Origin of the sequence: Flavobacterium beibuense F44-8 (genome assembly GCF_000769915.1) — a bacterium.
GTDB lineage: Bacteria > Bacteroidota > Bacteroidia > Flavobacteriales > Flavobacteriaceae > Flavobacterium > Flavobacterium beibuense.
Genome location: NZ_JRLV01000001.1, coordinates 125882 through 141422, shown reverse-complemented (window position 1 = coordinate 141422; position 15541 = coordinate 125882). Strand labels below are relative to the sequence as shown.

Annotated in this window: 14 protein-coding genes; 7 read left to right on the top strand and 7 right to left on the bottom strand. The window is 33.2% G+C overall.

Translation table 11 applies throughout. From position 1 onward, the window contains the following. Position 1: 1 nt before the first annotated feature. The 7 genes from Q763_RS00655 to Q763_RS00625 are packed head-to-tail and all read right to left on the bottom strand — an operon-like array spanning position 2 to position 7634. Positions 2–1135: a hypothetical protein gene (locus Q763_RS00655; RefSeq protein ID WP_035129921.1), complete on the bottom strand. Its 1134-nt coding sequence runs from the start codon at positions 1133–1135 to the stop codon at positions 2–4. Next, positions 1128–2147, bottom strand: a complete 1020-nt coding sequence (locus Q763_RS00650; RefSeq protein ID WP_035129918.1) for an ATP-grasp domain-containing protein — start codon at positions 2145–2147, stop codon at positions 1128–1130. Before Q763_RS00650 ends, Q763_RS00655 begins: the two co-directional genes overlap by 8 nt. Continuing rightward, on the bottom strand, positions 2147–2734 hold the full coding sequence (locus tag Q763_RS00645) for an acyltransferase (protein ID WP_035129916.1): 588 nt from the start codon (positions 2732–2734) through the stop codon (positions 2147–2149). Before Q763_RS00645 ends, Q763_RS00650 begins: the two co-directional genes overlap by 1 nt. Further along, entirely contained in the window at positions 2721–3950 is a 1230-nt protein-coding gene (locus Q763_RS00640; RefSeq protein ID WP_035129913.1) for an oligosaccharide flippase family protein, read from the bottom strand. Before Q763_RS00640 ends, Q763_RS00645 begins: the two co-directional genes overlap by 14 nt. 10 nt (positions 3951–3960) lie before the next feature. Then, positions 3961–5352, bottom strand: a complete 1392-nt coding sequence (locus Q763_RS00635) for a UDP-glucose 6-dehydrogenase (RefSeq protein WP_035129910.1) — start codon at positions 5350–5352, stop codon at positions 3961–3963. A gap of 2 nt (positions 5353–5354) precedes the next feature. Beyond that, positions 5355–6626 carry a nucleotide sugar dehydrogenase gene (locus tag Q763_RS00630; RefSeq protein WP_035129907.1) on the bottom strand — a complete coding sequence of 424 codons (1272 nt, stop codon included), beginning with the start codon at positions 6624–6626 and terminating at the stop codon, positions 5355–5357. Positions 6627–6656: 30 nt separating this feature from the next. Continuing rightward, entirely contained in the window at positions 6657–7634 is a 978-nt protein-coding gene (locus Q763_RS00625) for an SDR family oxidoreductase (RefSeq protein ID WP_394331004.1), read from the bottom strand. Between the two features lie 310 nt (positions 7635–7944). Here Q763_RS00625 and Q763_RS00620 point away from each other — a divergent pair, with 310 nt between their 5' ends. From Q763_RS00620 to Q763_RS00590, 7 genes are all read left to right on the top strand, one after another. Further along, on the top strand, positions 7945–8826 hold the full coding sequence (locus Q763_RS00620) for a helix-turn-helix domain-containing protein (RefSeq protein ID WP_052123166.1): 882 nt from the start codon (positions 7945–7947) through the stop codon (positions 8824–8826). A 116-nt stretch (positions 8827–8942) separates the two neighbouring features. Further along, entirely contained in the window at positions 8943–9467 is a 525-nt protein-coding gene (locus Q763_RS00615) for a hypothetical protein (protein ID WP_035129890.1), read from the top strand. A 193-nt stretch (positions 9468–9660) separates the two neighbouring features. Further along, positions 9661–10206 (top strand): hypothetical protein, encoded by a 546-nt coding sequence (locus tag Q763_RS00610; protein WP_035129887.1) that lies wholly within the window; start codon positions 9661–9663, stop codon positions 10204–10206. Positions 10207–10476: 270 nt separating this feature from the next. Beyond that, positions 10477–10881, top strand: a complete 405-nt coding sequence (locus Q763_RS00605; protein ID WP_157499246.1) for a hypothetical protein — start codon at positions 10477–10479, stop codon at positions 10879–10881. A 35-nt stretch (positions 10882–10916) separates the two neighbouring features. Further along, on the top strand, positions 10917–11714 hold the full coding sequence (locus tag Q763_RS00600) for a fimbrial biogenesis chaperone (protein ID WP_035129882.1): 798 nt from the start codon (positions 10917–10919) through the stop codon (positions 11712–11714). After that, a complete protein-coding gene (locus Q763_RS00595; RefSeq protein ID WP_035129879.1) occupies positions 11714–12733 on the top strand; it encodes a hypothetical protein in 1020 nt (339 codons plus the stop codon). Before Q763_RS00600 ends, Q763_RS00595 begins: the two co-directional genes overlap by 1 nt. An 8-nt stretch (positions 12734–12741) precedes the next feature. Next, positions 12742–15540, top strand: coding sequence for a COG1470 family protein (locus Q763_RS00590; RefSeq protein WP_035129876.1), 2799 nt, complete (start codon positions 12742–12744; stop codon positions 15538–15540). Position 15541: the final 1 nt, after the last annotated feature.

Here is a 15541-nt window from a genome sequence, read left to right as displayed (position 1 = left end):
TTTAACACCTATTAGTTATATTATCGCAGAAGTTCACCAATAAAAAACCAAAAAACATTGTATAGACTATTTGATTAAAAGATATATTCGATAATAAAACAGCAAAAAGAAAAACTATATTTCTAATTTTACCCAATTTATATATATAAACAAAATGTAAAAACAAAAAAATTGACAACAACACAATGCCAAAATCAAATAAACCAGAAAGAATAACCGAAACTGCTTCAATATTGTTTGACAGAACACCAATACCTAATCCTGAAAAAAGATGTCCTTCAAAGACAAAATTATCAATCCCCCCTTCAAATCTTGCTGACGCTGAACTATCTTCACTTAAATTATTAAATCTATCTAATATAGGACCTAAGAAAATTTTTGCCTGTAAATATAAAACAACTGCCACAACAACCAACAACAGAGTATAATTAACTAGCTTGGCAAATGAAATTCTTTTTAAATCAAGATGTAATACCAAAAACAAGACAACCATCAGGACTCCTGTCATGGAATAAGATAACATCATTGAAACAAGACCTATCAACATTAAAAGAGTTATCTTTCTTCTTAAAATAAATTTCATAACTACTAATATGTAAATATAAACACAATAAGAGCCTGGTTCAGAAAACAAACCAGAAGTTCTTATCATTTGGGTAGAATACTCTTTTAATTTAGCCGCGCCGTTTCTTTGAACCTCTCCTGTAATACTAACCAAATAATCAATCTTATAATTGAAAAAATTAAAAGAAAAATACTGAATATAAAAGAGCAGTAAATGCACAATAAGCACACAACTAAGACATTTATTTATTTCTTCAACTCTAAAAGAATAAAAAGCTTTTCTAAATAAAATAACACTAAATGGAAACAAAAGCCAGCCAACAACTCTTGGAAAATAAAACCTATAACCCCAAACATAAGGCTCATTAAGAATTCCTATAACTATTGAAATAGATATTAAGCACAAGAATGTTAATATAATTTTTAATTCAAATAAAGTAAACCTCTCTCTTGTAATAAAAAAAAGTATAAAAAAGGCAACCAAGGGAAAAGGCGCAAGATTTATAGAATAAAAATAAATTGACTGAAATGTTGTAAACAACAAACATAAAAAGAAAAAAAAATTATTCATTTTTAACAAAATCTTCAATCATAAAATACTGCGGATTAAATTTACCTTTTATAAAGTTTAGATTTTCATCCCAGTAACCTTCACAATCATTATAAGCATCAACGCTAAACCCAAAGCAAACTTCAATTATATTAGGTTGTCCCTCATTATAAACAAAATCAAAACCTAAACAATCAGTATTGAGCTTTCTTGACACTTCAAAAGCTATTTTAACAAAATTGACATCAATATTACCAACACTATAATCTAAAATACCACTACCTGAAGCTCTAAAATCTCCCTTACGATTAAATCTTCTAATACCAAAAGCCTTATCACCAACAACAATAATTCTAGTATCATAATCGTTATTGTTTAAGAAATCTTGAAAATAGACATACCCTTTTTCTAACGCTGAGCTTTGTCTCTCTTGTTTATTTTTTTTAATATACCTAAAAAACTTTTTAGATAATTCTAACGGATTTTTAATTTTTTTAGCAACCCTTATCTTTTGATTTAAGTTTTCAAATGCTTTGCTTGTTGCAAAAACCCCCTCTCCAAAAAGTTTATTAACATATTTCTCTCCTTCATGATAATTGTGAATCAATTTCACATTTGAAGAACCAGCTCCTCTTTTTAATTTTGAAACTATTGGAAAATCAGCTTTTTCTAAAAAACCTAATGCTTTTTGTTTATTATAAAAGACATAACTCTTTGTAATTGGAGCACTTATACTTTCAAGCAAATACTTTTGAACTACTTTATTATCAAAGTGCCATCTAGACTGGTAATTAGGAAATGTTTTTACGCCTAATAAATCAATAGCATTCATAATCATGAGACCATATTCAATATCCTTATGAGATTCATGATTTAAATGCCACATTAGATGAGTAATATTTTGTTGTTTTATGACATTTATTATATTAGTCTCATAACAATCTACAAACACATATTCTAACTGATTATTAATACAGTAATCAACCCACCTCTCTGTGAATCCTCCCTTAGTATAATGTACCCCTACTTTCATTAGTCATATTTTTTAATTAATTTGGCTGGATTACCACCATATATACATTTTGGTTTAACAATTCCTTTAACCACACTGCCAGCCATAATTATGCTTCCTTCTCCGACGACAGAACCTCCTAAAATTATCGTATTAGCCCCAATCCAAACATTCTTACCTATAATTATCTCTTTACCGATATCTGATGATATTAAACGTTTCTCAGGCTCATCCATACATAAATTATGCCCATTCCCATCAATAATCTGAGTATTAGCAGCAATTAAACAATTTCTCCCTATCTCTATCTTATTGTATGCATGAATACATGTCCCATGAATTCTACAGTTTTCTCCTATTTTAATTAGAGCATTTTCTCTATCAGCATACAACTTACAACGTGAAAACATATTAATATGATACCCATAGTTAGATGAATTAATAATTGTATTGTCACCTATTTCAATAATAGCATTTTTATGTTTTAAGATATAAGGCATTTGTTTGAAAAAAACTTTTCTCCCTAAAACAATATCTTTAGACAAATAAATATAATTAGTAATTAGTGTGTTTTTTAAAAACTTAAATATATGTTTAATTTTTTTCATCTTTGATATATATATACAACAATCGTCCCCCCATCAATAATCTTGAAAAAGTTAAATTAACTGAAGAGCCAATAATCCCAAAAAAATAAATCAGAGGAAAAGAAAGAACAAACCCTATCAAAGAAGTTATAATTGTATTTTTCATAACCAATCTATCTTTTCTTCTAACAATAAAATAATTCAAACCAAAAATATCATAACAAACATAACCTAAAACTCCTATACTTAAAATAAAGAAAATTAGCACCGAATATTCATAGTTTATGTTAAAAAAATTCAACACTTCATCACTAAACAAATTTAATAACACTATCAAAACTATACATAAAAACAAAACTCCTTTTTTATAAATTATAAAGAAAGATTTTTCTCTATTTAAATAAGGAAAAAAAACTCTTGACACAACATTCACAATAACTATAAGAATATCAATAATTTTTTTTATTGCATCATAAATACCTACTAGACTTAAAGGGGCAAATAATCCAAGTAAAAATGTACTTGAATTATTATACATAGTGGGTAAAAACTGATTAATGAAAATAGGAAAATTAGACTTTATAACACTTTGTATAGTTTTATGTTTTAATAAATAAATACGAACTTTAAATTTTTTAAAAACAAGAATTTGCGCTATTATCCCAGAAACAACAACGCTTGCGCTTTGCATCATAGGTAGTAACCAATAATCACTTTCAACCCTTATAAAAACAAAAACCGATACTGTAAAGAATAGTTTAACTATTATATTAATTATTGATATATACTTCATTTTTTCAAAACCCAGAAAAAACCATTCCGGAAAAAAACTATAACCAACCATACTTATAGCGGAAAGAAAAAAAACAAATCTCTCTAAGTAAAAATTAGTATATACAATAACAATTAAAAAAAAAACGAACAATGAAAGGAACAGGAAAATTAATTTTACAAAAAAAACTTTACTATAAATAATATTAACTTTTAATGAACTATTTTTAAATATAGCAACATCCCGTGTTGCTGTAACCTTGAAACTATAGTCTATAACGGATTGAAAATATGCGACTAAAGATGCCGCTAAAACAATAATACCATACTTTTCTGCACCTAATGTTTTTAAAAGATAAGGCAGCGTTATTAGAGGCAAAAATAAATTAGCAACCTGCAATAAAGAAAGAGATATAAAATTTTCAAATATTTTCTTTAAGTCCTTTATTTTAATACTATTCAACATAAAACTTTTTTTACACCCCCACACTCTTAAACACAAAACCAATTCTTCTCAACTCTTCACCATCAAGAATATTCCTACCATCAAAAACAAAAGCCGGTTTTTTCATATTATCGTATATTCTTCGCCAGTCATAAGTTTTAAACTCATCCCATTCTGTTAAAACAGCAACAGCATAAGCATCTTTACAAGCCTCATAAGGATCTTCAGACACGATAACCCTTTCCTCATTAACCTCACTACTTCTTGTTCCTAAATAATTAAGATCAGCTAAAACTTTCTGCTCACTAACTTTAGGATCGTAAACAGCGATATTTGCCTCTTCATTTAACAAATCATCAGCAACATAAATTGCTGCCGACTCTCGGGTATCATTAGTATCTTTTTTAAATGCCCAACCTAGAAAAACTATTTTTTTTCCTGAAACGGTATTATAAAGAGTTTTAACAATATTAGAAGCAAATCGTCTTTTTTGGTGGTCATTCATCTTAATTACCTGCTCCCAGTAATCTGCCACTTCATTAAGCCCATAACTCTTTGCTATATAGACCAAGTTTAAGATATCCTTTTGAAAACATGACCCTCCAAACCCTACAGATGCTTTTAAAAACTTAGAACCTATACGGCTATCCATACCTATCGCTTTAGCTACCTCATTAACATCTGCCCCTGTTTGCTCACATAATTCTGACATAGCATTTATTGAAGAGACTCTTTGTGCTAAAAAAGCATTAGCCGTAAGTTTTGACAGTTCTGAAGACCAAACATTTGTAGTTAAAATCTTTTCTCTGTTAACCCAATTTGCATACACATCAACTAATGCACTTATAGCAACATAACCATCTTCGTCAGCTTCACCACCAATCAGTACTCGATCCGGATTCAATAAATCCTGAACAGCAGTACCCTCAGCTAAAAATTCCGGATTTGATAAAATCTGGAATTTAACTCCGTTTCCGGTATTATCCAAAATACTCTTAATTGCTTCAGCTGTCCTAACAGGTAGCGTAGACTTTTCTACAACAATTTTATCCGTTTTAGCTACAGAAGCGATTTGCCTGGCACAAAGCTCAATATACTTTAAATCAGCCGCCTTACCTTTACCTAAACCATAAGTTTTTGTAGGCGTATTAACCGAAATAAAAATCATCTCAGCCTCATCAATAGCTTTTTCAACATCAGTAGAAAAAAACAAATTCCTTCCTCTTGCTTCAGCTACTATATCTTCCAGTCCTGGCTCATATATAGGTATATTAGAAATATCTTCATCATTCCATGCCTTGATTCTGGTCTCATCAACATCTACAACAGTAACCTTTATATCAGAACACTTATAAGCAATAACAGCCATTGTAGGACCTCCTACATAACCTGCTCCGATACAACATATATTTCTAATTACCATCTTTATAATTTACTATCTGCTAATTCCCCAAGCACTCCTTTTACGTCATAAACAACTCCATTGCCCGCTTTAAGTACTTCATAATTTAAGTTCTTAAACTCATTATGTGCTACACCTAAAATTATCGCATTATACTTTTCTTCCGGTTGAATATTAGTAACATTAAGCCTGTATTCATGCTTCACCTCTTCAGGACTAGCCCACGGATCATAAATATCAACTTCAATGCTATATTCTTTCAAAGCACTTATAACATCAACAATTTTAGTATTCCTAACATCCGGACAGTTTTCTTTAAAAGTAACACCCAGCATAAGCACCTTAGCACCATTTACCACTATCCCTTTCTTAATCATAAGCTTAACTACCTGAGAAGCTACATATTCACCCATACTGTCATTAAGCCTTCTACCAGCTAATATAATTTCAGGGTGATAACCTACCTCCTGAGCTTTTTGTGCCAAATAATATGGATCAACACCTATACAGTGACCACCTACTAGTCCCGGTTTAAAAGGAAGAAAATTCCACTTTGTACCCGCAGCCTCTAATACATCATGAGTATCAATATTCAGGCAGTTAAAAATTTTAGCTAACTCATTTACAAAAGCAATATTAATATCCCTTTGAGAATTCTCTATAACTTTTGCAGCTTCTGCAACTTTAATTGTTGGAGCTAAGTGAGTCCCTGCAGCAATAACCGATTTATACAAATCATCTACCTTCTTACCTATTTCAGGAGTTGAACCGGCAGTAACTTTTAATATTTTTTCTACTGTATGCTCTTTATCTCCCGGATTAATCCTTTCTGGAGAATAACCGGCATAAAAATCTTCATTAAATTTTAAACCGCTTATTTTTTCAAGCACAGGAACACATTCATCTTCAGTAACACCAGGGTACACTGTTGATTCATAAATCACAATGTCTCCTTTTGACAATACTTTACCAACTGTTTCACTAGCTTTGTATAAAGGAGCCAAATCAGGTCTGTTATTCCTGTCTACTGGAGTCGGAACTGTAATTACATAACAATTACAATCCTTTGCATCTTCTAAGTTAGTTGTACAAAACAACCCTATATCTTCAGATGCATTTTTTTTCAGTACAGATTGCAATAAAGCATCTTCTACTTCAAGCGTACTATCTTTACCAGAGTTAAGTTCATTAACACGGGACTGGTTAATATCAAACCCTACTACAGAATATTTTGTAGCAAACAACCTTGCTAATGGTAATCCTACATAACCTAACCCTATTATTGCTATTTTCATAAACCTGTTTTTATATAAAAAAGAAATACATTATTTTAAATTATCCCAATACCACTTCACAGCTTCCTTAAGACCTGCCTGAAGGGAATACTTAGGATCGTAACCCAGTAAACCCGAAGCCTTATCTATACTTGCAAGCGAGTGAGGAATATCTCCTGCCCTATTAGGACCGTGAACAACTTCAACGTTAGCTATTTCTGAGTCGTATTCTGCCAGTAAATCCTTAAGATAACCTATTAAATCATTAAGAGTTGTCCTATCACCAAAAGCTGTATTGTAAACAGTATTAATAGCCTCAGGTTTTTTTGTCAACATAGCAAGTTCATTCATTTGAATAACATTATCTATGTATGTAAAATCTCTGGAATAATTACCGTCTCCATTAATAACAGGACTTTCATGCTTCATAAACTGCATTACAAACTTTGGTATGACTGCCGCATAAGCACCATTAGGATCCTGGCGTCTGCCAAAAACATTAAAATACCTCAAACCAATTACTTCTATGCCATATGTTTTACTAAAAATATCAGCATAGAGTTCATTTACATACTTTGTAATCGCATACGGAGAAAGAGGCTTCCCAATTTTATGCTCAACTTTAGGCAATGACTCAGAATCTCCATAAGTAGAAGAACTCGCAGCATAAACAAATCTTTTTACACCTTCATCTCGCGAAGCTGTAAGCATATTCAAAAAACCACTAACATTAACATCATTGCTGGTTATAGGATCGTTTATTGAACGTGGCACAGAACCTAAAGCAGCCTCATGTAAAACATAACTAACACCTTTAACCGCTTTTTGACAATCAGCAAAATCCCTTATATCCCCCTCTATTAAAGTAAAGTCAGGATTTTCTAAAAGATGATTTATATTTTTCCTGTGACCAGTAGAAAAGTTATCTAAGCAAACTACTTTGTAATTTTTAGCTAAAAAATAATCACATAAGTTAGAACCAATAAAACCTGCTCCACCAGTAATTAAAACTTTTGCTGTATTTTCCATCATGTATTGATTTGGTTGGTTTTTTTGTTAAAAAATTCATGCAAATATAGTCAGATTATATTCTTAAACCACATTTAAATTAAACTACAGGGTTTTTCCCCTAAAATACTATTTTAACAGCACTATTATTTATCTACAAAATAACTAGCGCAAAGTATATCATTTTTTATCATCAAAATAAACTGTTCAGCTGTTTAACAATATAATAACACATTACAGAATAAAAACACACTCACAACGAAAAAGCAAACACATAGTTGTCCAAGAACATGTTTTTTATATTTTTGGAAAAACACGACATATTCAAAAAATGATTAAACAACTACACATAGACAAAAACATCCATCCGTTTGGTTATTATGCCTTTTATGTTACCCCACAACAATCCGAAATATTAAACCATTCGTGTCGCGGAGATTTCTACACCATGTTCTATGTGAGATCTGGAGAAGTTTTTTTACAAATAGACATAAATAAAATAAAAATAAAAAAAGGGGAATGTGCTTTTATAGGTATCAACCAGGTTTTTAAAATAGAAAACCCTTCCACCTTTGAAGTATTAGTACTTCGTTTTGAGGAAAGCTTTTATTGCCGACATGAAACAGACATCAACTTTATTAACAGCTGTTACTTTTTTGATAACTCGAAAAAACTATACAAATTCAAACTCGACAATGCCACTCAAATAAGCATTGAACAACATTATAAAAACCTTTCAGAACAATGCTCGCAACCATATAATGAAATCGAATACATGATTGCACACAACAGTATTGAGAGATTACTACTGTATTGCCACGAAAAAGCACACTCCCATACTCCCGAAAGCTTTAATCAAATTACAAATCCGGAGAACGAACTGGTACATAATTACAGACAACTCATAAAAGAAAACTTTAAAAAACAGAAACAATTAAGGTTTTATACCGAACAGCTAAACACATCTGTAAAAAAACTTACAGATGCCTGTAAAAACATTTACGGACAATCTCCAAAAAAACTTATAACCGAGCAAACCATACTGGAAGCCAAAAGATTACTACTACATAGTCCAATGAATATTAAAGAAATTGCTTTTGAATTAAACTTTGAAGAACCAAGTAATTTTATACGATTTTTCTCTAAAGCCGTAAACATGTCACCAAAGGAATATAGAGAGTATTCAACTCAAAAAAACAACCTCTTACCGTAACATTTATGCATTTCGTCGAATTTATTTTCATTTCAACGTTTCTTTATACACTCATAACTCAACCAATACATTAATCTACTATATTTGGAATGTATTGATTTTAGAGGGGCGGATATATGAATAAGTTGATTTTACTTTTAATCGTTGTTTTTAACTGTGTATCATACACAGTATACTCTCAAAGCAACTCGAGCACAAATCTGAATATTCACTTAAACGATATTCAAAGCATAAAAGTAAATGAGAACCAAAGTAATGTATCCATATCATTGAATAACTCGTCAGACTATATCAACGGTAAATCTACCAACGAGTCTGACCATATTGAAATAATGAGCAGCAGTAATTATGAAATAAGAGTTTCTGCCGCTTCAAACCTTACCAGTGAAGGAGCAACTATTGACATTGGGACTGTCACAGTTACGCCAACACAAGGAAATATAGGAGGTGATTCACAAGGCAATATAAACCTGTCACCTACTACTTTATCACTTACAGACAATACGCTTGTACTGTCAAATAGCGGAGACATTAAAAGGTCATTCAATATTGAATATCACGTATCGGGAGGAGAAGAATACTTAAACAAACCTACAGGAACGTATTCTACATTAATCACCTATACCATACTAATGCCTTAAAAGCATACATATATAACATTATAATAGCATAATGTTATACTTAACTTAAAATGATAGCAAAAAGTATTTTTTTGACTACTCATACCTCTTTCATACTCCATACATTTGCACTGTTAAAATTTACAAAAGTAAACCTTATTACTTAGCCCCCCTAGGTATTTAAGAATTGTCCCACTATAATTAATACAAACTGATGACTAATTTTTTCAAGGTTGCATCTGTTGCAATCATCGCATTATCTGCAAACTCACTATTCGCACAAGAAGACACAGCTGAAACAACACTTAACGTAAACTTAGCAAGTTCATTTGAAATTACTGTTGCTGATGCATCAGTAGACATCGACATGAATACCCCTGAACACTTCCAATCTGGTAACACATCAGGTCAAAAAGCTGATCACGTTCAAATTAGTGCCACAGGAGAGTATGAAGTTAAAGTAATTGCTTCTTCAGACCTTACTTCAGGTTCAGAAACTATCCCTGTCAACACTATTACTGTTACTCCAACACTAGGTTCTTACCTTGGTGCAGGTTCAGAAAGTTCTGTTTCGCCAACACTTACTGCTCAGTCTTTAAGTACTTCAACAGAAAACACAATTATATCTTGTGACACTGGTGAATCACTAAGAGGTTACAACATTGAGTATTCAATTCCTTCAGACAGCGCTTCAGAGTACCTTAACCACTCTGCTGGAACATATACTACTACAGTGACTTATTCGCTATACGCGCTATAATAAATACTGAAAGTTTTTAGAAGTCAGCCCCAACTGTATATAAGTTACAGTTGGTGCTTTTCTGTACATGCAGTATACTTATTTTGCATGCAATAAAGGCAAAGAAAAATCCCCCCATTGAAACAAATACCGCAAATCTTATATTTGCTTCTGTTCCTATCTTGCCCCTTTTTTGCTTTCTCCCAAATCGGTTCAGCCGAAACGCAGGTTAATGTCTTAATCGGCCAGGTAATTAGTATAGAAGTAACACAGCCCTCTGTAAACATAGACATGGGCCTGTCTGCCCATTACATTAACGGAAGTTCATCGGGTCAGCAAACCAATCACATTAAAGTAACCTCAAACAATGGTTACGAGATAAATGTGAGAGCTACCACGGAATATTTTTCGTTAAACGGAAACATGACTACATTACCGGTTAACACCATAATGATAGCAACTTCTCTGGGTGACGATCTAACAGGATCAGGCAGCGCAGCACCAGCTAGTTTACAAATAAATAGCCCTGTGCCATTATCTACCTCCAACACAAATATAGTGTCTTCCGGAGAAGGTGAGAGCGCACGAGGTTTTCATGTTACTTATTCGATTCCTGCCTCACAAACCAGTAACTATTTAAACAAAGAACCGGGCACATACACCACTAATGTAATTTATACTGTGGTACCTCAGTAATTTCAATAACTTTACTGTTATAAATAACTTGAATCATGAAAAAATTCTTTTTAGCTATTATGTTATTCCTTTCAGCAAATACAGTTTTTGCTCAAGCCGGAATATCACTAACACCCGGCAGGTTATACTACAAGTTTGGAAAAGGTGCTTCTGGCTCACAATTTGTAAAAATCACCAACCCTACTAATAAGGAACTGGAAATAGGCGCTTCTTTTAGCGACTGGAGTTATGAAGAAGATGGCAAAAACCAAATACTGGATGCTAATACCATTTCAACTTCATGTTCAAACTGGATTCAAATATTACCTTCATCTTATTTTATTATCAAACCGGGAGAAACTAAAGAAATTGAAATTATCTTAAAAGTACCTCAGGATGCCGATGAAAGCATCCCTGTACACAATTCAATGATATTTTTCACCCAACTTAATCCTGGAAAAACAACTGACAAAAACGGAGCTTCAATACAGGTTACCGTTAGGATGGGCGTAAAAATATACCATACATTTAATAAAGAGAGTGAAGCACTTATAGACTTTGTGGATTTTTTAAGCTATGCCGATGAGCAGGAAAATAAAATCCTTGAGCTTAAGGTTGAAAACCAAAGTAAAATATGGGCCGACGGTACAGTTAAATGGGAACTATTCAATAACAGTACCGGTAAAAAAACAGTATTAAAAGAATCTGAATTCTATACTCTACCGGGTAACATACGATCATTAAAGCAAATATTGCCGGAAGACTTGCCTAAAGGCGATTATACTGTATCGGCAATTTTGACTTATGGAGAAAAAGATGTCATAAAAATAGCAGAACTCGAATTTAGCCTGTAATGAAAACTGCAAAAACAACCCTTATATTATTATTGTTAACTTTCCTTCAGGGTAAGGCACAAATCACGCTTAACTCATGGGCAGGCGGACAACCACAAATGACCACTTATAACGAAATGGTAAACGGAAAAACGGAAATAAACCAGTCTACCGTTAACATCCAGAAATATAGTGGGCCAAATAATGTAAACGAATGGAAATTAACGGTAAGATTAATTCAGGATTACACTCACGACTCTTACACTATTGGAGCACAATATAGTTCACTTCAATTTAACCAACAACAAAACAATAACTCGTCAAACAGTTCTCTTATAAATGTTTCCTCACAAGCTTTTCAGTTAAGTACCTTTAACGAAATAACGCTAATACACAGCAATGTTCCGTTAACCGGAACCGTAAATAGGGTGTTTAGATTTAACCTTGTTATACAAGGAGGAAATCATCTACTTGTAAACCCTAACGGAACTTACTATTCTGCATACGAATACAAACTATACAAAATAAAAAACAACGGAACCGAAGAGCTTATTGCCACAAGAACAGAATCAACAAACAGTAGTGCACGTTTACAACTAAATTATCAGGGAAACAACGGTCAGCAGAATGTTAGCTTACAAAACGGAGCTAACATTTTCAATCTACAATATAATACTGCCGAGAGTTACACAAACGGAGTTTCACAACAGGTTATTAAAGGTCTAAAAGTAACCTCTCCAACTAATTATCAGCTTAATGTAAAGGCATCGGCTAACGAGATGACATCGGCCACAACCTCGTCTACCATACCGGTATCTATATTGAATGTAGAACTGAGTACAAACGAAAATATTCCCGGATTAACCATATACTCACCCATAAGCCTTTCGGCTAGTGATCAGGTAATAGCCATAAGGTCACAATACGTACAAAGTATCGAGTTCAATTTAAGATTCTTTATACCTCCAAACGCACTTGATCTTTCGGCAACACCGGGAACTTACACAACATACGTGTACTTTGTAATTGTACCAAACTAAGGGTTATAATGCAGGGCATTTTTAAATATATTACAGTTATTGCTTTTTTGACAGTTGGGAAGCTATCTCACGCTCAGGAAAGTGAATTTTCTATTGAATTTGCCCGACAAAACCCCGACTCAAAAAACACAGGCGTAATAGATGCTTTTGTAAAAATTAAAAATAACACAAACAATAACTTAACAGGAGAGTTTGACGTTCACAGTAACCACGAAGACCTCTACCTGGTACAACGCAAACCAAAAACAGTAAACCTAAATCCAAACGATTCGGTTTTTATCCCTGTAAAGGCAATTATATCAAGAACAGCAAAGGCCGGAAACAAACCTTCTATAGAAGCTGTTTTTACAACAAATAAGAACAATACAAAATCAGTAATCCTTCCTGCTATAATAACCGAAAGAAAACTGGTAAAAATGTTTCTATTAGAAACGAACCTTATTTATGAAAACGTAGGTGATACATTAACAATACCTATACGTATTTCAAATGATGGTAATACCGAACAGAAAATAGATATAGTTACCCGATATCCTAACTTTATAGCTAAGGATATGATGGAAACCACAAGTATAAAAATCAGTGCCTTTACAGATACTTTGGTATACCTGAAAAAACAGGTGACCAAACAAATACTGGCTCAGGAAGATTTTAACCTGACTATCACCTCATTATATCAAAGCGGTGATATTATTGGTATAGCAAACATACGTGCCAGCTCTATTAAACAGGACAGACGCTATACTACACAGTTTAACCCTGACTATGCACAAACGTTTAACCAAACGAATCAGATAACTGTAAGTCATTTGGAAAACAGCAGTAATGCAAGTGCTTATTATTTGTATGCAAATGCAGAAGCTCAGCTAAACGACAGTAAAATATACACAAACATAGATGCCAATTTATGGACTAATTCCAACCAGCTCTTTTTAAGAAATACATGGCTGGGATATAAAAATAATAATTTTGGCATACAGGCAGGTAACGTATCTAAATTTGCAGATATTAACTTAGTGGGGCGGGGTGCCCAGGCGTACTATACTACATCTAAGGATAGTAAGATTGAAGTTGGGGGGATAGATAAGTCGTACAATCTGGCCGACTATTCCAATCCTTCCGGAGGAACTTCTGCCTGGGCATCTTATTTTCACAACGGAGGATGGTTAGAAAAAGGTTTTGAAAGCAACCTTATATACGACCACGATAAGTTTACCGGTATAAACAGCCTTTTGGCAACTTCAAAATTCAGTGTTCTAAAAAAACAAAACTTCTCTCTTAGGGCAGGTGGTGGCCTAAGCAATGCTAACTATGAAGCTGCAAACACAAACAAAGCCGGAGCTGCCGGAGAAATAGTTGCCGTAGGTAAACAGGGCAACCTTTATTACAGCAGTACTAACTTTGTAAGTAATGGCTATTACGCAGGAGTTAAAAGAGGAGTTTTAAACTTTAACGAACGTGTAAACTGGACGAGGGAAAAATACAACCTGTGGGCCGTTTACAATTATATGTCGGTTAAACCAAAATCATTAACCGAACAGGTTTTATACTCAACTTTATTTACTACGGCACGTTACAATATAGGTGCGTCCAGAAGGTTTTCTAACATTACATTATCTGTATCACCTAACATATATTCCGAAAAGCGTGACGAGCCCCTTTATATAGGTGGTTCACAAACCCGTAGCATGGATGCTTACCGTATGAATATAGGTCTTAACTATAGTAATCATATATCAACAGTAAACCTTATTGTTGATGGCGGTAGCTTTAAAACCAACATCGAAAATCAGCCTTCACAATTCCATATAAAGGCAAACCTAATATATTCGTGGAAATTCTTAAATCTGCTTACTACCTATCAGTATAACAGTTTTAATCTGGGCGAAGCAATTGCTAATTACCAAACAAATCCCAATAAAACTTTTTACAATATAATGGTTAATCCAAGTGCTGTATTAAAGTTTTTTGACAACAAACTGATTTTATATACCGGTGCTACATTTGCATCAAATACCATTAACAATCGTATTACTCAGTTTAGCGGAAGAGCCGATTATAAAATATCTCCGGACTTTAGCTTGTTTGTTAACGGATATTACAGTGATATTTCAAACAACCCATATTCTTTAAATTCATTTCAGGTGGGGTTAACTAAACAGTTCAGACCAATTAGAATAGACAGCTCTAAAAGTGATCTTGAGATATATGTATATTATGAAAACGACGGTAAAGGAACAGAAAATAGTCCGGCAGCTAACCAGCTTATCATAATTAGCGGAAAGGCCTTTAGAACAAACAATCAGGGTATAATAAAATACAGGTCACTACCACCGGGAGATTATGAAATACGCCCTGTAAACTCAAACGAATGGCATGCCTACAGCCGTACTGTAAATATTATCCAGGATACTCAGCTATCCATTGGACTTACTAAAACCTCAACTATTAAAGGCTCTGTATCCTACACCCAAACGGAAAGAAGTTATGAGATAACCAAAAAACTTGGCGGATTGTCTATTATCGCTGTAGATGATACCGGAAATATATTCCAGTCAAGAACTGACGACGCAGGTAACTTTGTGCTATACGTCCCTAAAGGATACTACACCATTACCATTGAGAAATCAGATGTGTCAGAATATGTTGATATAGAACACAACAACAGGAATATCCAAGCAATACCAGACACTATTGCAGAGGTTAAATTTAACCTGAACATTAAAGAAAAACGTGTAGAAACCCGCAAATTCTCTTCACGTGGTTTCCCTAGTCAGTCATCCGGTAATAAGAAAAAGAAAAAATAGG